The following is a 22,053-nucleotide window of genomic DNA, read 5'->3' on the forward strand; positions in this document are numbered from 1 at the left end:
AAGAAAGTCGTGAACGAACTGCAAATTCAGCGGCGGTGCTGCGTTTCTGGTGCGCTGGTATCGTAAAAGGCCCACGGCTGCCCCCGTAAGGGGACGCCGTGGGCCTTGCGGCTAACGCCGCGGGGATTGCGCCATCTACGGATGGCACTTTGGACGACAGGGAATTTCGCGCCGTGCGCGGCGCGGGTATTTCGCCCGTTGCGACGGGCGACCAAAGGCTCTGCCTTTGGAAACCGCGATTTTTTGAAAAAAATCGAGTCAAACTTTTTTATTATTGCGTTCAGCAAACTGCTCACGGCAACAGGGTAAATTCCAATTCCACCGGGTTATGGTCACTATAAGCAAAATCCGTATCCACATTGACGGCCCGGGCCTGCACATTATCCGAAATCAGGAACCCGTCCAGCACGGAAGAGTAATTGACGCCCTTGGTGTAGGGCAAGTCGCAGCTGCGGCAGGTGGGAACCTGCTGGTCGTTGTCGGCATACACCACCGAAATACCATCGGGCAGCATCGTTTCATCAAAGGTCTGGACCCAGGGGGGAACCTGCTGCTGGGACGGGAAGATTCCCAGCGTATCCCCCAGTACATGGTTGTAGTCGCCGCCGACAATCACATAGTTGCCCTGACGGTACTCCTCCTCCAAAACCTGACACAGCAGTTCCATCTGGGCCTGTCGGATGATGCCGCCCTCGTCGTAGGCCGACATATGGGAGTTGATGAGCACCAGTTCCTTTCCCCCGTCCACCGGCAGCCGCTGGACCGCAAAGCACCGGTCCAGATCAAAAAACTTGGTGGGGAAACTCTGGTCCACCGGATAACTGCGGCGCTCCGCCCCGTCAACGGCATAGCCGCTCAGCGTCAACAGCCCCGCGTTGACAACGCCGTGGGGCTCGTAGACCGGATAGAAAAGGTAGGCCGAATGGAAATTGCAGGCATAGACGGCGCTTTTGTCGGGAAAGGCCGCCGTCAGCCATTGACGCTCATTCACTTCATAGCTGCGGGTGGCCTCCTCGTCCACCTCCTGCAACAGCAGAAAATCGGCGTTCAGGTCCTTTAACGTGTCCTCCACGCCGCCCACATTGGTCTCCACCCGCTCCCGGCTTCCGGCCCGGGATTGCTTGCCCTGGACCGGCGTCCCGTCCTCCATAAATCCCTTGTCCATGAAAAAGGAAAAGTCGTGGTCATAGGCGCCGAAGCCGATGTTCCAGGTGACGGCGCTGTACGTCGTGCCGGTTTGCAGCACCGTCTCCTGGGGATTTTCCACTTCCAGCTCCAAATGGTCCGGAATGCGGCTGTATTGCAGCTGCAAATAGAGGGCGTAGCCGCCCACCACCAGCAGACACAGCAGCACCAGACCGCCCAACACATACAAAATACGACGCAGTTTCACAGGGTGTTCTCCTTCCATGCGGCGGCCAGCTCCAGCAGCCGCGTCCGTTCATTGTCCGCCGGAACCTCCAGCACATGATTTAACAGCTGCCGCAGCAGCAGCCCCACCGCCGGGCCGGTCACCGGCAGGTCCCGGCCCGTAATGGCCAGTTGGGCCAGCGTCACGCAGTCGCCGGACTGTTCCAGCTCCTCGGCCAGGGCTACTTGTCCATACAGGGTGCAAAGGCACCGGCCCACGGCCCAGCCGTGGCCTGCCACCACCCGTTTCATCCGGGCCATGGTCAGTTCCGGCCCGTAAAGGGACGCCGTTTCCACCGCCAGACGGCCCGTCTTTTTGTCCAGCCGCATGGCGGTGGGGTCAAAGTCCGGCACGGCCAGCCGAAAGACCGCCCAGGCCGTGGCTGAACCCTCGATGATCACAGCGGGCCAGGGCCTGGCCGTCCCCGGCTCCAATCCCACGGCACGGAGCATACCATATTCCAGCAGTTCCAACACCCGCTGGGGCTCCGGCGACCGTAGGGTTTTTTCCACCTCGTCCCGGATGCGTTCCGCCGACAGGACGGCGCAGCCATCGGCACAGACTGCCATGGCCTGCCGCGTTTCCGGTTCGATGGTAAATCCCAGCTGGGCCGAAAACCGCACGGCCCGCAGCATCCGCAGGGCATCCTCCCGGAACCGCCGTTCCGGCTCCCCCACACAGCGCAGCAGCCGGTTTTGCAGGTCCTCCCGTCCCCCGTGGAGGTCCACCAGACGGCCCCGCACGTCCAACGCCATGGCGTTGACCGTAAAATCCCGCCGGGCCAAGTCCTCTTCCAGCGTTCCCACAAAGGAAACCGCGTCGGGATGGCGGCCGTCGGAGTAGCCGGTTTCGGCCCGATAGGTGGTCACCTCAAAGGCATAGCCCGATTCCAGCACCGTGACGGTGCCGTGCCGCAAGCCCGTTGGGACACAGTGGGAAAAGAGGGCAAGGACCTGTCGGGGGGTGGCCGACGTGGTCATGTCCCAATCGTGGACCGTCCGGCCCAGCAGCGTGTCCCGGACGCAGCCGCCCACGGCCCAGGCTTCATATCCCGCCGCTTCCAGCCGCAGCAGCACGCTGTCCGCCGCCTCTTTTGCCGTCATGCCGTTTCCCGCCTTTCCAGAACAGAAGTGATAGGATTCGTGTAATTTTTCTTGTCACACAGGCCATTTCGTATTATAATGAACACCAAGCGTCTTTGCAAGCTGCAATGCTTTTGAATTGATAGAAGGAGGAAGTTTTATGCCTTCCAACGCCGCTTTGATCGGTCAGTATCTCCGCCCCGGCCGCCGTGTCCACCTCATCGGCATCGGCGGCGTTTCCATGCGCCCCCTGGGCCTGGTGCTCCACGACATGGGCGTGGTCATCTCCGGCTCCGATATGAGCAACTCCCCCGCCACCGACGGTCTGCTGGCCCAGGGCATCCCCGTGGCCATCGGCCACCGGGCTGAAAACATTGAGGGCGCCGAAGCCATCATCCGCACCGCCGCCGTCCATAACGACAACCCGGAAATCGCCGCCGCCCGCGCCTTGGGCATTCCCATTTTCGAGCGGGCCCAGGCCTGGGGCTACATCATGAAATCCTACCGGGAAGCCATCTGCATTGCCGGTACCCACGGCAAAACCACCACCACCTCCATGGTGACCCACATCTTTATGGAAGCCCAAAAGGACCCCACCGTTATGATCGGCGGCCGTCTTCCCCTGCTGAACGCCGGGCATCGGGTGGGCCGTGGCGGCACCATCATCATGGAAAGCTGCGAGTATTACAACTCCTTTTTGAACTTTTTCCCCACCATTGCGGTGATTCTCAACGTGGAAGCCGACCATCTGGATTTCTTCAAGGATTTGGCCGACGTTCAGAAATCCTTCCGGGCCTTTGCCCAGCTGGTACCGGAAACGGGCTGTGTGATCGCCTCCGGCGATGACGCCAATACCCAGGAAACCCTGGCGGGCATCGACCATATCACCTTTGGTCTGGGCGAGAACTGCACCGTCCGGGCGGTAAATTGCAGCGACGACTGGCACGCCTTTGACGTTCTCTGCAATGGGACCCCCTACGGACATTTCGAGCTGGGCGTGGTGGGCCGCCACAACGCCCTCAACGCGGTCGCCGCCATTGCCGTGGCTTGGCATTGCGGTATCGACGGCGAAACCGCCGCCCGCGGTCTGGCTACCTTCCACGGTGCGGGCCGGCGCATGGAGAAAAAGGGCGTGTACAACGGCGCCGACGTCTACGACGACTACGCCCATCACCCCGGCGAACTCCACGCCCTGCTGTCCGCCGTCCAAACCATGGGCTACAAGCGGATTCTCTGTGCTTTCCAGCCCCACACCTACACCCGGACCCATGCCCTATTCGACGATTTCGTCCGGGAGCTGCGGCGGGTGGATGTGGCTGTGGTGGCAGAAATCTACGCCGCCCGGGAACAGAACACCATCGGCATTTCCTCGGCCGATCTGGTGGCGCAGATTCCCGGCGCCATCTACTGCGAGACCCTGCCGGAAGTCACAGAGCAGCTGCGCAAGCTGGCGCAGCCCGGCGACCTGATTCTCACTGTCGGCGCCGGCGATATCTTCAAAGCCGGAGAATCCCTTTTAAAAACCAAATAACGATACAGCGGCCCGCACCGAACCATCGGTGCGGGCTTTCTTTATCATCTGATGATTTACCAACTCTGAAAATATACATTGACAGATGAGGTATCTCTGTAGTATAGTACAGCCAGAGAGGTGAGGAAATGCTGAACATGTCCGATATGATCCGTGGGTATACGGACACCATCATTCTTGCCCAGCTGCTCCGCCATGACAGTTACGGCTACGAGCTCAACAAGGCAGTGGCCCAGGCCAGCGGCGGTCTTTTGGAATTGAAGGAGGCCACGCTGTACACCACGTTCCGCCGTCTGGAAAGCGCCGGCTGTATCCGGTCCTACTGGGGCGATGAAACCACCGGCGCACGGCGGCGCTACTATGCCATTACGGAGCTGGGGCGGGCGCTGTACCGTGAAAACTGCGCCGATTGGCAAACGTTTAAAACCATCATCGACACACTGTTACAAGGAGAAGAGGAACCATGAGTCAAAAAATTGACCGTTATGTACAGGCGCTTTTTGAAGACGTTCCCCGGACCAAAAAGGCCCTGGATCTAAAAGAGGAGCTGCTGGGCAACATGCGGGAGCGCTACGAGGACTATCTGCGGGAGGGCAAAAGCGACAGTGAAGCCTACAGTCTGACAGTAGCCAGTATGGGCGATCTGGACGAGATGATTGCCCAGGTCATGCCCGACGAGCATTTCCGGCAGGAGGCCCAGCACTACCGCCGCCGCAGCGCCCGCAACACGGCCATTGCCGTGGCCACCTATATTTTGGGCGCTGCCATTGTGGTGGCCAGCGCCCTGGCCCCCTGGGAAGGTGTGCAGATTCTGGCCGTGGTGATTCTGCTGGTGCTGGTAGCCGGCGCTACGGCGCTGCTGATCTATACCGAAATGTCCACGCCGGTGGAGTATCGGGAGGAGGACCAGGATGACCGCTGGATGAAAGAGGCCCAGCACCATCCCGGCGGCCAGACTGTCAAAGCCGTGATGAATCTGTACTGGATTGTCGTTACCACAGTCTATCTGGTTACCAGTTTTCTCACCGCTGCCTGGGGCATCACCTGGATCATCTGGCCCCTGGCAGGTCTGCTGTCGGCCATCATCCGCACCGTGATCACATTGAGGTGGCACCATGAATAACCGTACCCTGCTTTGGATTCGTCTTGTGGTTTTAATTCTCTCCTTTGTGGCGGTGTTGGCGGCGGCGGTTGTGGCTGTGACCGGCGGTAAATTCTCCGTGTCTCTGATCGGAGACGGCAAGCTGGCGGCGGAAGCGTCTTTTTCCGATGTGACGGATATTGCCGTGGAGAGCCGGACCTGTGCCGTAGATGTTGTAGCGGGAACCGGGCCGGATGTGGTCGCCCGGTACTACACCGGCGGCCTCCTCCCTGCCGAGACGCCTACCTGGGAGCAGACGGGCGGCACCCTCCGCGTCACCACCGCCAAAGGCAATTTCCTGTCCGGCGGCCGTCTAGTCCTGGAAGTGCCCGGAGATGATGCGCTGAACTATCAGCTGGACACGGTCTCCGGCGGTATCCAGGTTTCTGTGGGCGGCAACGCCTTGACCGTCCAATGTACCACCGGCAGCGTTAAAGTGTATGAGCCCTTTCAATTGCTGGACGTGGAGACCACCACCGGCTCTGTAAAGGTCACCGCCGATTGGTCTACTACCCGGTGTCAGCTGGAGAGCACCACCGGGTCCATCAAGCTGGCCCTGGAAAACGTAACGGGCTACACCATGACCGCCGAAACCACCACCGGCAGCATCAAGGACGAGTACAACGGTCTTTCCTACGAACGCACTGTCTCCGGCACCGTCTGGGGTGACGGCAGCCTTGCTGTGGAGGCCGAAAGCACCACAGGTTCCATCAAATTGACAGACTGGTAAAGCAAAGGCCGGGGGCGCTGCCCCCGACCTTTGCTTTTTATAGTCTTTTTTCCAACGCGCGGAACACGGCTACTCCAACCGCCCACTGGCTCAAAAACAGCACGAAAACCATGGCGATAATCCATTCGTCTGCCCGTACAACGGCCAGCACCAGTGCCAGGAGCAGCAACGCAACGGTCATAATTTGATAGGTAATATGCCCCGCTTTCATCCGCAAATACTGCTTTCTCTCGTCCACAAAATTGATATGCGCTTCTCTTTGTTTGGCTTCGTAGGCCTCCCGCCGTTTGGGATTGGTCCAGTAGGTGGTACGGATGAGCTGGGCGACAGAAGTCGTCGTGACGCCGAAGCCCATGGAAAACACCATCGTCGAATAGTAATCGCTTTTTACAAAGAAACTTACGGCAATCAGCAAAATTCCCGCCAAGCCCTCCAAAAGGAACAATTTTTTGTTTTTCATTCTGCTCCCTCCTCATAGATAAAAATTTCCTCAATGGTCATACCAAAATACCGGGCAATTTTAAACGCCAGCAGAATGGATGGATTGTACCGTCCGTTTTCCAACGAGCCGATGGTTTGCCGGGATACCTCCAACGCGTTTGCCAACTCTTCCTGTTTGATTCCCCGCTGCTTCCGCAGCTCCTCCAATCGGTTTTTCATGGGAACCTCCCTTCTGATGGAAAGCATACTTTCCACATCTTCAGTTTCATTATAGTACGACTGCGGAGAATATCAAGTGTACTTTCCATTTTAATCGGGACAAGCTATGGAAGTAACGGCCTGTGGGAAGCAGGAACGCAAAAAGGCCGCCGGTGTCCACCCCCGCAGGGAGCGGCACCGGCGGCCTTGGCCGTTGGCCAGGGATTGCGCCATCTGCGGATGGCGCTTTGGGACGACTGGGGATTTCACCCGCTGCGGCGGGTGGGTGTTTCGCGCCCTGCGGGGCGCGACCGGGGCTTTTCCCCTGGACCCCAGAATTTTTTTGTAAAAAAATTCAGTAAAAACTTTATTTTTTTAGTCTACTTCGAGATACCGGCCGTCGGCATAGCCCAGGAGGTCCCCCACCCGGATGACATACCAGCCGTTATACTGGTTGAGAATCTCCACCGGCGTGCCGTTGGGCACCCGCCGCAGCACCGGGAAGTCCGTACCGGGGCCGCCCCGCAGATTCATGGGCGTATTTTCCGTCCGGACCACGCCATTCTGGGACCCCTGGGGCTGCAAAAAGGGCAAACCGAAATACTGACACACGGCCCGGGACATGGCCGCCGCGATCTCATCCAGATTTTCCACCAGCCAGGTGGCATCCTGGACATTGTCATGGTAGCCGATTTCAATGAGGGCCGCCGGAGCCTTGGTCTGCCGCAGTTCCCCAATGGCGGTGGAAGTCCGAGTCTGGACCTTGTCGGGCAAGGGATAGATGGGTTTCAGATTGTCCACCACCAGTTGGGCCATGGCCTGACCGAATTTGGCCCCAGGATAATAATAGGCGTCGATGCCCCGCAGCTGTCCCGCCAGATTCTCCGGAGCCGCGTTGGAGTGGAGCGCCAAGTGGAAGTCATATGTCCCCAGATTGGACTGCCGTATGGACGTGGCTGCGCTGCCGTTGGGATTATTGCGGGTGACGTTGATGCCGCTGGCTTCCAGATAGGGCTCCATCCGGTCGGCCAGACGGTTCATCCACAGCTGTTCGTTGCCCTCGGTCACATAGGGATTGAAGTCCTGGGTGGATGGACTGAGAAATAAAAATGGCATAGTTCCTCCGCCTTTCCTTGTTTTATGCCATCCTATGCCGGAGAAAAAAAGTTGTGACACCCTCTTGACAACCGGCAGGATTTTTGTATACTTGTATTAAGCACTTAGTACAATAAGACAGAAAGGAGTGGGACTGTGAACTGGAATCTCAGCGATGGCCGGCCCATCTGGCAGCTGCTACACGAGCAGTTGACGCTGCGCATTGCCACCGGTTCCTACGTCCGTGGCAGCAAGATGCCCACGGTCCGGGAGCTGGCCGCCGAAGCCGGGGTCAATCCCAACACCATGCAGCGGGCTCTGGCCCAGCTGGAGGCCGACGGACTGGTGGTGACCAACCGGACGGCAGGCCGCACCGTCACCGACGATGAATCGGTCCTGACGGCCACCCGACGGCGGCTGGCCCATGGAACCATCAAAACATATCTGGAACAGATGGCCCTGTTGGGGTTCACCCGGGCCGAAGCGGCGGAACTGCTGCAAACGTGGGAGGAGGAAGACATATGAAAGAAGATTTAATTGTATGCCGGGATCTGGTCAAGGATTACGGCAAATTTACGGCCCTGGATCAGGTCAATCTGACCATTGGCCGGGGGCGCATCGTGGGACTGCTGGGGCCCAACGGTTCCGGCAAGACAACGCTGATCAAGCTGCTGTGCGGTCTGTTGCAGCCCTCCGGCGGCGAACTGCTCATTGACGGCCAGAAGCCCGGCCCCCATACCAAGAGCCAGGTCAGCTATCTGCCGGACCGGATGTACTTTGCCGACTGGATGCGGGCCAAGGACCTGACGGACTTTTTCGCCGACTTCTATCCGGACTTTGACCGTGCCAAGGCCGAGGATATGTGCCGCAGCCTGAAAATTGAGCCGGGTCACCGGATCAAATCCATGTCCAAGGGCACCAAGGAGAAATTGCAGCTGGCCTTGGTCATGAGCCGCAAGGCCCAGCTCTATCTGTTGGATGAACCCATTGCCGGTGTGGACCCGGCGGCCCGGGACTACATTATGAATACGATTCTGACCAACTACAACGAGAACGGCACCGTTTTGATCTCCACCCACCTGATTGGCGATGTGGAACGGGTGCTCGATGAGGCCATTTTCCTCCAGTCGGGCCATGTGGTGCGCCATGACAGCGTGGACGCCATCCGTGAGGAGGAAGGAAAGAGTGTGGACGCCCTGTTCCGGGAGATTTTCCGGGCGGAGGCCTATGGAGGGGAACGCTATGACCGGTAAACTGCTGAAATACGACTTGAAATCCATGCTGCGGAACTTTGTTCCCCTGTGGGTGGCGCTGCTGGCCGTGTCCATCATCAACTGTTTCACCATTCGCTCCCTGGACCAAGCCAGCGGGGCCGCCCAGCTCCCGGCCATGGTGGCCATGCTGGTATATGGCAGTCTGGTGGTAGCCGTCATGGTGGTGACGGCGGTGCTGGTGATTCAGCGGTTCTATCAGGGACTGCTGAAGGACGAGGGTTATCTGATGTTCACCCTGCCCGTACAGCCCTGGCAGCTGCTGACTTCCAAGCTGACTGCCGCCGTCATCGTCTGCCTGGGCAGCTGCATTGTGGGCGGTATTTCGGTGTTGGTCATTGCCTTTGACTCCGAGACCTATTTCACCATGTTTGATGCCATCGGCATGGCATTCCGGCTCTATCCGGGTCCCATTGTGTCCGCTTGTCTGGCGGCCATTGCCTCCGGCCTCTGCGCCATTACCCAAATTTATGTATCCCTGGCCCTGGGCCACCTGGCCAGCAAACACCGCATTGGCTGGGCCGTGGGCATCTACATTGCCATCCACATGGTGTTCTCCTGGCTGGAGCTGGCCGTGAGTATTACCATCCCGGTTCCCCTGTTCCAGGATGCCACGCAGTATTTCCTGCTGCTGGCTGGCTACTACTTCCTGCGGGCTGTGCTGTTCTTTGTGGTAACAGAGCGCATTCTGTCCAAAAAGCTGAATCTGGAATAATTCCACCGGTTTGGAGAAAGGTTGTGTACCTCCCGTGAAACAACTTGCATGGATGCTGATGCTGGCCGCGTCCCTCCTGGCCCTGACCGCCTGCGGCGCCAAAACAGCCAAAGAGCAGATCGCAGAGGAACTGGAGCTGGACGCCACCGACGGTACGGAGCTGCTCCACTACGACACCCACGGCGGCAACGGTGACGGGACCTCCTGCTTCGCCCTGACCTTCTCCGACAATGCCCTGGAACAGGAGATTCAGACGCGTTCCGACTGGACGCCCCTGCCCCTGGACAACACCGCGGAGATTCTGGTCTACGGCCAGTCTGACGCTGCCCATTCCATGGGTCCGTATCTGACCGACAGCGACGGCAATGCCCTGCTGCCGCAGATCGAGAACGGCTACTACTGCTTCATCGACCGGCAGACCCATTACGAAACCATAGCGGCCCAACCCATTCTGGAACGTTCTTCTTTTAATTTTACGTTGGCTGTCTATGACACCGATCAGGATATTCTGTATTTCTGTCAACTTGATACCTAGCAAAAAGTCCGGGATTCGGAAGAATCCCGGACTTTTTATCGATTTATAAAATAACCTCCATACCCACCTTCTGGGGCTTGAGACCGCAGGCTTCATAGAAGCCCATGGCGCTTTCGTTGCAGCTCCACACGTTGAGCGTCACATTGTAGCAGCCCTGCTCCCTGGCGAATTGGAGCACATGGTCGTACAGGCGGCGGCCCACATGCTTGCCCCGGCAGTTCTCGTCCACACACAGATCGTCGATGTACAGCGTCTTGATATCGGTGAGGATGTTGTCATCCACATGCTGCTGGAATACGCAGAAGGCATAGCCCCGGACGGTCCCCTCGTCATCAAAGACAAAAATGGGCTTCCGGTCGTTGTGAATCAGGTCCCGCAGCTCCTCGGCGGTGTACTTGGTGCCGATGTTGAACAGGTCCGGCCGTCCCTTGTGATGGACCAGATTGACCTGCGCCAGCAGTTCCATGATGGCGGGCATGTCCCGCTCCTCTGCTCTGCGAATTTCCATTGCAAACACTCCTTTGAACCATTCAAATCTTAAAATCTTCGTGCGAAGCCGCAGGTGCGGCAGAGCGGTTCCACGGCCTCCCGGCGGGAAAAGCCGTTGTAGATGGCCCTTGCTTTCGGCGTTTCCAGAATCTCCTCCAAGGGGGTTTCAAACAGATTGCCCAGGGCCATGGCCCCCTCCCGGTCGAGACAGCAGGGCACCACCGTACCGTCGCTAAGGACGGCCACCTGGTCCCGCAGACCGTAACAGAAGCAATGCCCGCCCCGGTCCGGGGCCTGCAAATCGGGCCAGTCGAATTTCTCGCCCCACTCCAGAAAGATCCGGTCGGCCAACCGGTACCCCCTGGTATTCTGCACCCAGGGCCGGGGAAATGCCCGTTCCAACGCCGCCACGATCTGGCCGTTGTATCGGTGCCGCCCCACGGTGTCGGCCCCGTCCAGATTCCACAGCCGCAGGGAGCACAGCAGGCGTTGTTCCGCTGCCGCCTGCAAGAAATCCGTGCAGCCCGTCAGATACGGCGTAAACTCCGTAACGCCGTTGGCCTCCGGGGCGTGGAGGGACAGATTGACCTTGTGGAGGGCGGGAGCCGTCAGCAGCGTTTCCCGCCGCTGGGGCAGCAGGGTACCGTTGGTGGTCAGAATGACCCGGAAGCCTAGCTCCCCTGCAATGGCGAGCAGCTCCGGCAGCTGGGGGTGCAGCAGCGGTTCTCCCATGACGTGGAAGTAAAGGTATTGGCCGTGGGGCCGCAGGCGACGGGCCAGGATTTGAAATTCCTCCGCCGTCAGAAACTTTGCCGGGCGGGTGGTGCCGGGACAGAAGCTGCACGCCAGATTGCAGCGGCTGGTGATCTCCAGATACAGCTTGGCAAACATGGGGGACCCTCTCTTTCGGCACGATTTTTCTGATGCAATGCCGCACAGCGGCATTGTCTTTAGTATAACAAATTCTCCGTGGAGATTGCAACTATACCTTCCCTGTGATACACTGATAAAAATGTGGAAAGGATGTTGCACCATGACCCTTTGGGAATACTATTTGCAATATACATCGGGAATTCTGGACGGCTCCAAGCCCTGCCCCGACCAAATCACCGTGGAGGGAACCGACGACATGGCCCGGGCCGCCTCCCTGCTGACCCAGGCGGAGAAACTGGGCATGGACGGTTTTGTGAAAGCCTGCGCCGCCGCTGAAGGCGTGGAAATTCCCCAGGACGTATTCGACGACTACAAGCCCCAGGATATCGAGGCATTGTTGGAACAGCTGCCCGGCGCCCAGGAACCCCAGCGGGACAACGCCTACGCCGCCCTGCTGGACTGCTGCGCGTTGGAGGACGGCCTGATGCAGTATCTGATAGAGGTGCTGCGGACCGGCGACGCGGCGGGCTTTTACCGGCTGGCCCGGGTCACCACCCGCACCGAGGTGAAGCCGGAGGCCTTTCTGGCCTGGCTTGGCTCCCTGGAGGACCGGGCGGAACCGGAGGAACGGGCGTGCGCCCAGATCATGGACGGCTGTCTCCGCCGCCTGGTCCAGGAGGGCCGGGGCGAGGTGGCGGCGGCGCTGATCTCCGGCGATGAGCAGACCTTTACGGCCTTCCGCCGGGAAGCGCCGGAACTGCGGAACCGGCCCGAGGCCACCGTGGAGTGGTTCCTGACGCACTATGTGGACACCTATTATCCCATTCGGTTCCTGTTGGCGGCCAATGGCGTGGAATTTCCCAAATCTCACAAAAACGTATAATGTTTTTACTTGATTTTTTAGTTTTTCCTGCTATAATACACACGAACATCGGAGGACAGACGGCCGCAGCCGTCTGCTTGGAGAAGATGACGAGTGCGCTCGAACACGGGCGCACTCTTTTTTTGACGAAGGAGGAAGAACCGCATGGATTTGTTACATGACCGCATCGGCAAGCTGTTCCGGAAATATCTCATTGCTGCCTGCGGCAGCGCTCTGGTGGTCAGCATCTACACCATGGTGGATATCATTTGTGTGGGTCAGTACGAAGGCCCCGACGGCGCGGCGGCATTGGCCTGCGTGACGCCGTTGTTTTCCGTCTTTATCAGTCTGGGCATGCTGCTGGGCATCGGCGGCGCGGTCCACATGAGCCTGTGCCGCGGCGAGGGACGGCAGCAGGACGGCGACCGCTACTTTGTCATCTCCCTGCTGGCGGGTCTGGTCCTGTCGGCGGTGCTGACGGTGGCGGGCATGGCATACTGTGAGGAGATTCTCCGGCTGTTGGGCGCGGACGATCAGCTGATCGGCCTGGCTATGGCCTATTCCAAATACGTTTTCCCCACCTTTCCCTGCTTCCTGCTGGGGCAGCTGTTCATCGCCTATATCCGCAACGACGGCGCGCCCCTGCTCTGTACGGCGGCGGTGATGACCGGCGGTATCCTCAACATTTTTCTCGATGTGTTTCTGGTCTTCACCATGGACATGGGCGCCGCCGGCGCGGGCCTTGCCACCGGCATCGGCCAGACGGCGGCGGTGCTGGTGCTGCTGACGTACTTCCTGCGCAAATCCTGCCGTCTGCGGCTCATTCGGCCCACTCAGGTCTGGAAAACGCTGCGGCAGATTGTCCAGTCGGGCTTTGCCCCCTTTATCGTGGACCTGTCCTATGGCTTCGCCATTGCGTTGTTCAACAACCAGATCATGCGGTACGGCACAGCCACGGAGCTGGCCGCCTACGGCACCATGTCCAATGTCGCCATCACGTTCCAATGCTTCTTCTACGGCGTGGGACAGGCGTTGCAGCCCATTGTCTCCATCAACTACGGCGCAGGACGCCGGGACCGGGTGCGGCAGGTGCTGACCATGGCTTTGACCACCACCGCCATTATGAGCGTCACCTTTTTCGCCGTCGTCCAACTGTTCCCCCGGCAGCTGTTGGGCATCTATATGGATGTGACGCCGGAGGTGCTGGCCGTGGGACCGGGCATCATGCGGCGGTATGCCGTATCGCTGCTGCTCAGCGGCGTCAACATCGCCGTCAGCTATTATCTCCAGTCGGTACTCCGCAGCGGCCAATCGGTGCTGGTCTCCCTTTGCCGGGGCTGCCTGTTCCTGGTGCCGTTCCTCTATGTGCTGCCCCTGCTGCCCTGGGGCATTACGGGTCTCTGGTGGGCTATGCCTCTGACGGAGCTGGGTACGGTTCTGGTGGCTGTATGGTTCCTGCGCCGGGACAATCTTAAAACTGTATAAGCATTGGGGAAGCCTGAAAAAAGGCTTCCCCATTTTTTATTTTCGCTATTGACAGATGGACATATGATGTGTATATTGAACATATGAACAGATGCTCATATGAAAGGATGTGGCTGGATGATCGATCAGTACGACAACGAGCGCTGTGACAGCAACTGTCCCCACGCCGACGCTGTGGAGCGAGTGCTCCATCATATGCCGCCGGAGGATGAACTGTTGGATTTGGCGGAGCTGTTCAAGGTCTTCGGCGATACGACCCGCATGAAAATTCTGTACGTTCTCTTTGCGTCGGAGCTGTGCGTCTGCGACATTGCGGAGATTCTGGGCATGAGCCAGTCGGCCGTATCCCATCAGCTGCGCATCATCAAGCAGGCCAAACTCATTAAAAACCGCCGGGACGGGAAAACGGTCTACTATTCCCTGGCCGACGACCATGTAAAAACCATCATCGGGATGGCAAAAGAACATTTGGAGGAGTAACGATATGAAAAAGGTTTACAGACTGGAAAATCTCGACTGCGCCCACTGTGCCGCCAAAATGGAAACGGCCATTGCCAAACTGGAGGGCGTCACCAAGGTGCAGATCAGCTTTCTGACTCAGAAGCTGACGCTGGAGACGGACTGCGACGACCAGACGGCCATTGTGGCGGAAGCGAAGAAAATCTGCAAAAAGGTTGAGCCGGATTGCTGTCTGCTGGGGTGAGACCATGACACATTCTCAGAAAAAAGACCTGGCCCAAATTCTGGTGGCCGCCGTCCTGTTTGTGGCTGCCGTCCTGGCGCCTTTGAACGGCCCCTGGAAGCTGGCGGCCTTTCTGGTCCCCTATCTGGTCATCGGCTGGAAGGTTTTGTGGCGGGCCATCCGCAACATCCTGCGGGGTCAGGTCTTCGATGAAAATTTCCTCATGGCGCTGGCTACGGTGGGCGCGTTCTGCATCGGGGAATATCCCGAGGGCGTGTTCGTCATGCTGTTCTATCAGGTGGGCGAGCTCTTTGAGCATGTGGCCGTGGGCAAGAGCCGCCGGTCCATTGCCGCCCTTATGGACATTCGTCCCGACTATGCCAACGTGGAACGGGACGGCGTTCTGGAGCAGGTGGACCCGGAGGAAGTGGCACTGGGCGACATCATTGTAGTGAAGCCCGGCGAAAAGATTCCCCTGGACGGCCAGATCATGGAGGGCCGGTCCAGCCTGGACACCATGGCACTGACCGGCGAATCGGTGCCGCGGGATGTGGATGTGGGCGACAACGTCATTTCCGGCTGCATCAGCCTGTCGGGTCTGCTGAAAATCCGTACCACGAAATCCTTTGGCGAGTCCACCGTGTCAAAAATCCTCGATCTGGTGGAAAACTCCGCCATGAACAAGGCCAAAAGCGAAGCGTTTATCACCCGGTTTGCCCGCTGGTACACCCCGGCGGTGGTCATTGCCGCCGTGCTGGTGGCGGTGCTCCCCTCCCTGTTCACCGGCAACTGGTCCCACTGGCTCCATCAGGCGCTGGTCTTTCTGGTGGTGTCCTGCCCCTGCGCCCTGGTCATTTCCGTACCGCTGAGCTTCTTCGGCGGCATCGGCGGCGCGTCCCGCAAGGGCATTCTCGTCAAGGGCGCCAACTATCTGGAACAGTTGGCCCACACCGAGATCGTCGTGTTTGACAAAACCGGCACACTGACGGAGGGCAGCTTCCGAGTGACGGCAGTCGAGCCTCAGGGCATCAGCCGGGAAGCGCTGCTGGAGACGGCGGCCTTGGCGGAGTCCTACAGCGACCATCCCATTTCCCGCTCCATTCTGGAAGCCTGGGGCGGCAAAGCCGATCACAGCCGGGTAGGCCCGGTGGATGAACTGCCCGGCCACGGCGTCCGGGCCATGGTGGACGGAGAACCGGTACTGGTGGGCAACGGGCGGCTGCTGGAACAGCACGACATTCCCTCTGCCAAAACCGACGCGATCGGCACTGTGGTCCATGTGGCGAAAAACGGTACCTATCTGGGCTACCTGGTTATTTCCGACCGGGTCAAGGATGACGCCGCCGAGACCATCCGGGCGCTGAAAGCCCTGGGCGTCCGAAAAACGGTGCTGCTGACCGGTGACCGGCAGGCCGTGGGCGAAGCCGTGGCAAAGGAGCTGGGGTTGGACGACGTTCACGCTGAACTGCTGCCCGGCGACAAGGTCGCCATGGTGGAAGCGCTGCTGAAAGAGACCAACGGCGGCAAGCTGGCCTTTGTGGGCGACGGCATCAACGACGCGCCGGTGCTGTCCCGTGCTGATGTGGGCGTAGCCATGGGCGCCATGGGTTCCGACGCGGCCATTGAAGCCGCCGACGTGGTGCTCATGGACGACAAGCCCTCCAAGCTGGCCAAGGCCATCGCCATTTCCCGCCGGACCAACACCATCGTGTGGCAGAATATCGTTTTCTCCCTGGGAGTGAAGATTCTGGTGATGATTCTGGGCGTCTTCGGCGTGGCTACCATGTGGGAGGCCGTCTTTGCCGATGTGGGCGTCATGGTTATTGCCATCTGTAACGCCACCCGCGCCCTACGCATCAAATAAAAAAGTTTTACTCGATTTTTTTCAAAAAATCGCAGGGGTCCAGGGGGCAGCGCCCCCGGTCGCCCGCCGCAGCGGGCGAAATACCCGCTGGCCGCAGCCGGCGAACTACCCGCGCCGCGCACGGCGCGAAATCCCTGATCGTCCAAAGCGCCATCCGCAGATGGCGCAATCTCTGGCCACAGGCCATGGCCCGCGCCGCCGCCCCCGTGGGGGTGGACGGTGGGGGCCATATGCGCCGCATCCGCTGCCGTCCACCGGTAGACTGGGGCAAATACGCTCAAAAAGGCCGCCGTCCGCCACCCGCTATGGGGTGAGGACGGCGGCCTTACGGCTTTGCCGTGGGGATTGCGCCCGTTGCGACGGGCGCTTGGGAACGCTGGGGTATTTCGCTGGCTGCGGCCAGCGGGAATTTCGCGCCTTGCGAGGCGCGACCAAAGGCTCTGCCTTTGGAAACCGCGATTTTTTGAAAAAATCGAGTAAAACTTTTATCTTTTTTCCAGTACCGCTCTTACCTTTTACTTCAAATCAATACCCTTATCAGCAAAGGCTTTCAGCAGCAAATCCATATCGGACGGAATAGAAATCGGCTCGCCGCAGGCGGCGATGGCGTTGGCAACGTCTTTCAGGCCGTTGCCGGTGACGACGCTCACGACCGTGTCGTTGGGTCCGATGGCGCCCTGCTCGCAAAGCTTCTTGACGCCCGCCGTTCCCGTGACGCCGGCCGGTTCACCGAAGACGCCGCAGGTTCGGCCCAGGAGCTTTTGGGCCGCCATGATCTCCTCGTCGGTGACATTGACCACCAGACCGTTGGACTCCCGAATGGCCATCAGCGCTTTCTCTGCGTTGCGGGGCACACCGACGGCGATGGAATCGGCCAAGGTGTTCTCCTCCATGGGCTCCCAGGGTTGATTCTCGGCAATGGCCCGGTTCAGCGGGCAGCACCCGGCGGCCTGGGCAGAGATCAGACGGGGCAGCCGGTCAATAAAACCGATGGCGTGGAGGTCTTTAAGGCCCTTCCACAGTCCGGCAATGGTGCAGCCGTCGCCGACGGAAATGGCGATGTAGTCGGGGACCTGCCAGTTCAGCTGTTCCATGATTTCCAGAGCCACGGTCTTTTTGCCCTCGGAGAGATACGGGTTGATGGCGGCGTTGCGGTTGTACCAGCCCCAGCGGTCAATGGCCTGTTTGGACAGCTCAAAGGTGTCCTCATAGCTGCCCTGGACGGAAATCACCGTGGCGCCGAAGGTCATCAGCTGGGCGACCTTCCCCTTGGGGGCCCGGGACGGGACAAAGATGTACGTTTTCAGACCGGCGGCGGCGGCGTTGCCGGCCAAGGAGGACGCGGCGTTGCCGGTGGACGAACAGGCGATAACTTCCGCCCCGGCTTCCCGCGCTTTTGCCACAGCCATGGCAGAGGCCCGGTCCTTGAGGGACGCCGTGGGGTTCAACCCGTCGTCTTTGACCCACAGCCGTTTCAGTCCCAGCTGTGCCGCCAGACGGGGCTCCTCATAGAGGGGACTGCCGCCCACCCGCAGGGGCGGGGCCTCGGTGGTCTCCTCCACGGGCAGCAGCTCCCGATAGCGCCACATGGTGGGGTCCTGACGGTTTTTCAGCGTTTCTTTTGTAAAGTGGGCCTTGATGTAGTCGTAGTCATAAATGATATCGAGGATGCCGCCGCAGTCGCAGGTGGTCACATTGGGCGTCGCCTCGTATTCCTTGCCGCAGCGGATGCAGCGGGCGCATTTGACGTGTTTCATGGGCTTCAACCTCCATTTGGACAAAACCGGGCGGGGCGATGGCCCCGCCCGGTTGGCGTATGTACCGTTTTTGAACTTACAGGGCCTTGAGCACGCCGGTGGCCTCGTTGAACTCGTTAATCAGCTCATCCAGGTCCTTGGCCTGGGCGTGGACGGCGTCCCAGGTACCCTTGGTGTCGTACCACAGGGCGTTGAGGTCCTCGACGCTGCGGGCCTGCTGCTCTACCCAGGTGTAGTACTTGAGGTTGTGGACCCGCTTGCGCTCGGCGTAGGTCAGCTCCATCATGCTGTCGGTCTTGAGGCCCAGCATATGCAGGTTGTGGTCCAGAGCGGCCTCGTGGAGATTATACGGGCCGTGCATCTCGTTCAGCTCCTCGATGCGGGACTGGTACATGACGGCGGAGTCGGTGAGGACCGTACCCACCACGTCATGCTCCGTCAGCTCGTAGTACTTGGCCATCTTGATGCAGCAGAGGATATTGGCAATGCCGGAAATGCCCAGCCAGGTCAGCTTCTCGATGAGCTCATCGTCCAGGCCCAGCTCCTCCTTGAGGTACTTCTGGCCGTCGGGGGTATTGAACAGCCGCAGCAGTCTCTGGGAGTCCTCGTCGTCGATGGCAATGGCCATATCGGTGTTCTTGACGTTGTGAATCCAGGGGATGTGCTTGTCGCCGATGCCCTCGATGCGGTGGCCGCCGAAGCCGTTATTGAGGATGGTGGGGCACTGGAGGGCTTCGCCCACGGCCAGCTTCAGGTGGGGATACTTGTCCTTCAGCAGATCACCGGCGCTCATGGTACCGGCGGAGCCGGAGGTAAAGGCGGCGGCGGCAAAGGTGTCGCCGGGACGCTTGATGGCCTCGAACAGATCGGCCAATGCGTTGCCGGTGACGTTGTAGTGCCACAGGGGGTTGCCCATCTCCTCAAACTGGTTGAAGATCATCATGGTGGGGTCCTGCTTCAGCTCCCACGTCTTGTCGAAAATCTCCTTGACGTTGGACTCGCAGCCGGGGGTGGCAATGACCTGTCCGGCAATCTTGGAGAGCCACTCGAAGCGCTCCTTGCTCATTTCGGCCGGCAGGATGGCCACGGAATCACAGGCCAGCAGCTTGGAGTTGAACGCGCCGCCGCGGCAGTAGTTGCCGGTGGAGGGCCAGACGGCGTGGTGGTAGGTGGCGTCAAACTGGCCGGTGACGAGACGGGGGGCCAGGCAGCCGAAGGAAGCGCCCACCTTATGGCAGCCCGTGGGGAACCACTTGCCGGCCATGGCGATGATGCGGCAGGGCACGCCGGACAGACTGGAGGGAATCTCCACGTAGTTGGGGACCGCCTGATACAGGCCGCCGAATTCCTTGGCCTCGTTCTTCCAGGTGATGCGGAACAAGTTCATGGGGTCCACATCCCACAGGCCGATGTTCTTCAACCGGGCCTGAATCTTCTCGGGAATGGTCTCCGGGTGCTGCATCTGGGCGATGGTGGGGATGATGACGTGGTTTTCCTTGGCCTTCTGGATGTTGTGGGCCAGGCCTTCCTTGTGGATGGACAGATCAATCATTTTTTGTCTCCTCCTGTTTTCACATCAAGATACGAGTACAGCGTATATTTGGAAATCCCAAAGTGCTTTGCGATCTTGTCGCCGGATTTGGTGATGAGCAGCGCCCCGTTCTTGTTGAGGAACTGGATGGCCTTTACTTTGTCATCCTTGTTCATCATGGCCACGGGCTTGCCCACCAGCTCCACCGACTGGCGGATGAGATCATCCAGCAGGTCGGTGACGTTTAGGGTGATGCGCTCCGGCTCCTTCTGCTGGGTGTCCTTGGGGGAAATCAATTCCCCAAGGGCCCGGTCAAACATGGTCAGAGCCGAAATATCGAAGTTGATGCAGAAGATGGCGGCCACCTCGCCGTTGTCATCCCGGATATAGATGGAGGTGGATTTTAGGATTTTACCGTCAGGGGTCCGGGTCAGATAGCTGGGATGGTCCGACGGGTCCCGTTCGGACTTGCCCAGCTGTTCCAATACCACATGGGAGGGACCGTCCCCCAGCTTGCGGCCCGTCACATGGCCGTTATAGATGGCCACGATGGAGCTGTAGGCGCTTTTCTCCGTAATCTCGTGGATGACCACCTCACAGTTGGAGCCGAACTGCTCGGCCACCCCCTTGGCAATCTGCTTGAGCGTCTGCATTTCCTGTTCTTTCAGCATGGATATCCCTCCATTGGCACGTGGCTTCGTCTCTACCTATTTTTATATGGGTCCATCATACCATAAAATTCAAAAAAATCAATGGAGTTTCACAAAAATTTTCAGCATTACAAAAATTTAGTTTGACATCTGCAAGACTTGTGCTATGATGGAGACAGCAAAGGGGTCGCGGCAGCGGCCCGGCCCCGATTTTTTCCGGTAAAAAGAAAGCGACTTAACCGTCATTTTTTGAGGAGGATGTCACCTATGAACTTTGAAGCCATCAAGCAGGCAGCCAAGGGTTATGAGGCCAACATGAGCCAGTTCCTGCGGGATATGATCGCCATTCCCAGCGAGAGCTGTGAGGAAGAGGGCGTCGTCAAGCGCATTGCCGCCGAGATGGAGAAGCTGGGCTACGACAAGGTGGAGTTCGACGGCCTGGGCAACGTCATCGGCTGGATGGGCCAGGGCGAGAAGATCATCGCCATCGACTCCCATATCGACACCGTCGGCATCGGCAACATCAACAACTGGGAGGCCGATCCCTACAAGGGCTTTGAGACCGACGACGTCATCTACGGCCGCGGCGGTTCCGACCAGGAGGGCGGTATGGCTTCCGCCGTCTACGGCGTCAAGATCATGAAGGACATGGGCCTGATCCCTGCCAACTACAAGATCATGGTGGTCGGCTCCGTTCAGGAAGAGGACTGCGACGGCATGTGCTGGCAGTACATTGTCAACAAGTATTTCCCCGCCAACGGCATCCAGAAGGAGCAGGTGGAATTCGTCATCTCCACCGAGCCCACCGACGGCGGCATCTACCGCGGTCACCGCGGCCGCATGGAGATCCGAGTGGACGTCAAGGGCATCTCCTGCCACGGCTCCGCCCCCGAGCGCGGCGACAACGCCATCTATAAGATGGCCGACATTCTCCAGGAGGTCCGGGCCCTCAATGAGAACCCCGCCGACGACTCTGTGGAGATCAAGGGTCTCGTGAAGATGCTGGACCCCAAATACAACCCCGACCACTACGAGGACGCCCGGTTCCTGGGCCGCGGCACCTGCACCACCTCTCAGATTTTCTACACCAGCCCCAGCCGCTGCGCCGTGGCCGACTCCTGCTCCATCTCCATTGACCGCCGCATGACCGCCGGCGAGACCTGGGATTCCTGCCTGGAGGAGATCCGCCAGCTGCCCAGCGTCAAGAAGTACGGCGACGACGTGAAGGTCTCCATGTACATGTATGACCGTCCCGCCTGGACCGGCGAGGTCTACGAGACCGAGTGCTACTTCCCCACCTGGATCAACAAGGAATCCGCCGCCCATGTGCAGGCCCTCGTCGATGCCCACCACGCTCTGTTCGGCGACAAGCGCATCGGACATGCCGACAGCGAGGCCAAGTACGACGCCATGCACCTGCGTGATGGCCGTCCCCTGACCGATAAGTGGACCTTCTCCACCAACGGCGTCGCCATCCAGGGCCGTTACGGCATCCCCTGTGTCGGCTTCGGCCCCGGTGCTGAGAGCCAGGCCCACGCCCCCAACGAGATCACCTGGAAGCAGGACCTGGTCACCTGCGCCGCCCTGTACGCCGCCGTTCCCGGTCTGTACAAGGAGGAGAACAAGACCGACGACGTGACCCAGTTCCGCGCCGGCAAGACCAACAACGACATCAAGTAATACGGCAACGCCACTGTTTTTGATACATAT

The 22,053-nt window shown here is 59.4% G+C and carries 24 protein-coding genes; 14 read left to right on the forward strand and 10 right to left on the reverse strand.

The window, feature by feature from the left end; genetic code table 11:
- Nucleotides 1-292: 292 nt before the first annotated feature.
- Together ACTQ33_RS06930 and ACTQ33_RS06935 are read right to left on the reverse strand one after the other, a co-directional pair.
- On the reverse strand, nucleotides 293-1,393 hold the full coding sequence (locus ACTQ33_RS06930) for an endonuclease/exonuclease/phosphatase family protein (protein WP_441463325.1): 1,101 nt from the start codon (nucleotides 1,391-1,393) through the stop codon (nucleotides 293-295).
- Nucleotides 1,390-2,514, reverse strand: coding sequence for a CCA tRNA nucleotidyltransferase (locus ACTQ33_RS06935; protein WP_441463327.1), 1,125 nt, complete (start codon nucleotides 2,512-2,514; stop codon nucleotides 1,390-1,392). The genes ACTQ33_RS06930 and ACTQ33_RS06935 overlap by 4 nt, the downstream gene beginning before the upstream one ends.
- Nucleotides 2,515-2,653: 139 nt before the next feature.
- Here ACTQ33_RS06935 and murC point away from each other — a divergent pair, with 139 nt between their 5' ends.
- The 4 genes from murC (at nucleotide 2,654) to ACTQ33_RS06955 (ending at nucleotide 5,895) form a co-directional block, all read left to right on the forward strand.
- Nucleotides 2,654-4,024: a UDP-N-acetylmuramate--L-alanine ligase gene (gene murC / locus ACTQ33_RS06940; RefSeq protein WP_441463329.1), complete on the forward strand. Its 1,371-nt coding sequence runs from the start codon at nucleotides 2,654-2,656 to the stop codon at nucleotides 4,022-4,024.
- A gap of 128 nt (nucleotides 4,025-4,152) precedes the next feature.
- Complete coding sequence (locus ACTQ33_RS06945) at nucleotides 4,153-4,491, forward strand: PadR family transcriptional regulator (RefSeq protein ID WP_441463331.1); 339 nt, start codon at nucleotides 4,153-4,155, stop codon at nucleotides 4,489-4,491.
- Nucleotides 4,488-5,147, forward strand: a complete 660-nt coding sequence (locus tag ACTQ33_RS06950) for a permease prefix domain 1-containing protein (RefSeq protein ID WP_441463333.1) — start codon at nucleotides 4,488-4,490, stop codon at nucleotides 5,145-5,147. Before ACTQ33_RS06945 ends, ACTQ33_RS06950 begins: the two co-directional genes overlap by 4 nt.
- Nucleotides 5,140-5,895: a DUF4097 family beta strand repeat-containing protein gene (locus ACTQ33_RS06955; protein ID WP_441463335.1), complete on the forward strand. Its 756-nt coding sequence runs from the start codon at nucleotides 5,140-5,142 to the stop codon at nucleotides 5,893-5,895. Before ACTQ33_RS06950 ends, ACTQ33_RS06955 begins: the two co-directional genes overlap by 8 nt.
- Before the next feature lie 37 nt (nucleotides 5,896-5,932).
- Here the strand turns inward: ACTQ33_RS06955 and ACTQ33_RS06960 are convergent, their stop codons facing one another.
- The 3 genes from ACTQ33_RS06960 to ACTQ33_RS06970 form a co-directional block, all read right to left on the reverse strand.
- Entirely contained in the window at nucleotides 5,933-6,355 is a 423-nt protein-coding gene (locus tag ACTQ33_RS06960; RefSeq protein WP_441463337.1) for a hypothetical protein, read from the reverse strand.
- Nucleotides 6,352-6,555 (reverse strand): helix-turn-helix transcriptional regulator, encoded by a 204-nt coding sequence (locus ACTQ33_RS06965; RefSeq protein ID WP_441463339.1) that lies wholly within the window; start codon nucleotides 6,553-6,555, stop codon nucleotides 6,352-6,354. Before ACTQ33_RS06965 ends, ACTQ33_RS06960 begins: the two co-directional genes overlap by 4 nt.
- A gap of 354 nt (nucleotides 6,556-6,909) precedes the next feature.
- The gene (locus ACTQ33_RS06970) at nucleotides 6,910-7,650 is read right to left on the reverse strand and encodes an N-acetylmuramoyl-L-alanine amidase (RefSeq protein WP_441463341.1); all 741 of its coding nucleotides are present in this window, start codon (nucleotides 7,648-7,650) and stop codon (nucleotides 6,910-6,912) included.
- Between the two features lie 135 nt (nucleotides 7,651-7,785).
- On the opposite strand from ACTQ33_RS06970, the gene ACTQ33_RS06975 reads away from it, so the two are divergent.
- From ACTQ33_RS06975 to ACTQ33_RS06990, 4 genes are read left to right on the forward strand one after another with little or no spacing between them, the layout of a single operon-like run.
- Complete coding sequence (locus ACTQ33_RS06975; protein ID WP_441463343.1) at nucleotides 7,786-8,154, forward strand: GntR family transcriptional regulator; 369 nt, start codon at nucleotides 7,786-7,788, stop codon at nucleotides 8,152-8,154.
- Nucleotides 8,151-8,882 carry an ABC transporter ATP-binding protein gene (locus ACTQ33_RS06980; RefSeq protein WP_441463345.1) on the forward strand — a complete coding sequence of 244 codons (732 nt, stop codon included), beginning with the start codon at nucleotides 8,151-8,153 and terminating at the stop codon, nucleotides 8,880-8,882. The genes ACTQ33_RS06975 and ACTQ33_RS06980 overlap by 4 nt, the downstream gene beginning before the upstream one ends.
- The gene (locus tag ACTQ33_RS06985) at nucleotides 8,872-9,615 is read left to right on the forward strand and encodes a hypothetical protein (RefSeq protein ID WP_441463347.1); all 744 of its coding nucleotides are present in this window, start codon (nucleotides 8,872-8,874) and stop codon (nucleotides 9,613-9,615) included. Before ACTQ33_RS06980 ends, ACTQ33_RS06985 begins: the two co-directional genes overlap by 11 nt.
- A gap of 34 nt (nucleotides 9,616-9,649) precedes the next feature.
- The gene (locus ACTQ33_RS06990) at nucleotides 9,650-10,150 is read left to right on the forward strand and encodes a hypothetical protein (RefSeq protein WP_441463349.1); all 501 of its coding nucleotides are present in this window, start codon (nucleotides 9,650-9,652) and stop codon (nucleotides 10,148-10,150) included.
- 43 nt (nucleotides 10,151-10,193) lie between these two features.
- On the opposite strand, the gene ACTQ33_RS06995 is transcribed toward ACTQ33_RS06990, so the two are convergent.
- Together ACTQ33_RS06995 and ACTQ33_RS07000 are read right to left on the reverse strand one after the other, a co-directional pair.
- Complete coding sequence (locus ACTQ33_RS06995) at nucleotides 10,194-10,658, reverse strand: GNAT family N-acetyltransferase (protein WP_441463351.1); 465 nt, start codon at nucleotides 10,656-10,658, stop codon at nucleotides 10,194-10,196.
- A 29-nt stretch (nucleotides 10,659-10,687) separates the two neighbouring features.
- Nucleotides 10,688-11,530 carry a radical SAM/SPASM domain-containing protein gene (locus ACTQ33_RS07000; RefSeq protein WP_441463353.1) on the reverse strand — a complete coding sequence of 281 codons (843 nt, stop codon included), beginning with the start codon at nucleotides 11,528-11,530 and terminating at the stop codon, nucleotides 10,688-10,690.
- A gap of 142 nt (nucleotides 11,531-11,672) precedes the next feature.
- Between ACTQ33_RS07000 and ACTQ33_RS07005 the strand changes: the two genes are divergently transcribed.
- The 5 genes from ACTQ33_RS07005 to ACTQ33_RS07025 all read left to right on the forward strand — a co-directional run bounded on the left by ACTQ33_RS07005 (nucleotide 11,673) and on the right by ACTQ33_RS07025 (nucleotide 16,405).
- Nucleotides 11,673-12,395, forward strand: coding sequence for a hypothetical protein (locus ACTQ33_RS07005; RefSeq protein WP_441463355.1), 723 nt, complete (start codon nucleotides 11,673-11,675; stop codon nucleotides 12,393-12,395).
- 144 nt (nucleotides 12,396-12,539) lie between these two features.
- Nucleotides 12,540-13,859: an MATE family efflux transporter gene (locus ACTQ33_RS07010; protein ID WP_441463357.1), complete on the forward strand. Its 1,320-nt coding sequence runs from the start codon at nucleotides 12,540-12,542 to the stop codon at nucleotides 13,857-13,859.
- A gap of 117 nt (nucleotides 13,860-13,976) precedes the next feature.
- Nucleotides 13,977-14,339 carry an ArsR/SmtB family transcription factor gene (locus ACTQ33_RS07015; RefSeq protein WP_441463359.1) on the forward strand — a complete coding sequence of 121 codons (363 nt, stop codon included), beginning with the start codon at nucleotides 13,977-13,979 and terminating at the stop codon, nucleotides 14,337-14,339.
- Nucleotides 14,340-14,343: 4 nt separating this feature from the next.
- Nucleotides 14,344-14,562 (forward strand): cation transporter, encoded by a 219-nt coding sequence (locus tag ACTQ33_RS07020; protein WP_441463361.1) that lies wholly within the window; start codon nucleotides 14,344-14,346, stop codon nucleotides 14,560-14,562.
- Nucleotides 14,563-14,566: 4 nt separating this feature from the next.
- A complete protein-coding gene (locus tag ACTQ33_RS07025; RefSeq protein ID WP_441463363.1) occupies nucleotides 14,567-16,405 on the forward strand; it encodes a heavy metal translocating P-type ATPase in 1,839 nt (612 codons plus the stop codon).
- 515 nt (nucleotides 16,406-16,920) lie between these two features.
- Here ACTQ33_RS07025 and ACTQ33_RS07030 read toward each other — a convergent pair.
- The 3 genes from ACTQ33_RS07030 to ACTQ33_RS07040 form a co-directional block, all read right to left on the reverse strand.
- The gene (locus ACTQ33_RS07030) at nucleotides 16,921-18,162 is read right to left on the reverse strand and encodes a threonine synthase (protein WP_441463365.1); all 1,242 of its coding nucleotides are present in this window, start codon (nucleotides 18,160-18,162) and stop codon (nucleotides 16,921-16,923) included.
- A gap of 76 nt (nucleotides 18,163-18,238) precedes the next feature.
- Complete coding sequence (locus tag ACTQ33_RS07035) at nucleotides 18,239-19,714, reverse strand: pyridoxal-5-phosphate-dependent protein subunit beta (protein ID WP_441463367.1); 1,476 nt, start codon at nucleotides 19,712-19,714, stop codon at nucleotides 18,239-18,241.
- Nucleotides 19,711-20,364: a helix-turn-helix transcriptional regulator gene (locus ACTQ33_RS07040; RefSeq protein WP_441463369.1), complete on the reverse strand. Its 654-nt coding sequence runs from the start codon at nucleotides 20,362-20,364 to the stop codon at nucleotides 19,711-19,713. The genes ACTQ33_RS07035 and ACTQ33_RS07040 overlap by 4 nt, the downstream gene beginning before the upstream one ends.
- A gap of 246 nt (nucleotides 20,365-20,610) precedes the next feature.
- On the opposite strand from ACTQ33_RS07040, the gene ACTQ33_RS07045 reads away from it, so the two are divergent.
- Nucleotides 20,611-22,023: a YgeY family selenium metabolism-linked hydrolase gene (locus ACTQ33_RS07045; protein ID WP_441463371.1), complete on the forward strand. Its 1,413-nt coding sequence runs from the start codon at nucleotides 20,611-20,613 to the stop codon at nucleotides 22,021-22,023.
- Nucleotides 22,024-22,053: the final 30 nt, after the last annotated feature.

It is taken from the genome of Candidatus Avoscillospira sp. LCP25S3_F1 (assembly GCF_052117125.1).
Classification (GTDB): domain Bacteria; phylum Bacillota; class Clostridia; order Oscillospirales; family Oscillospiraceae; genus Avoscillospira_A.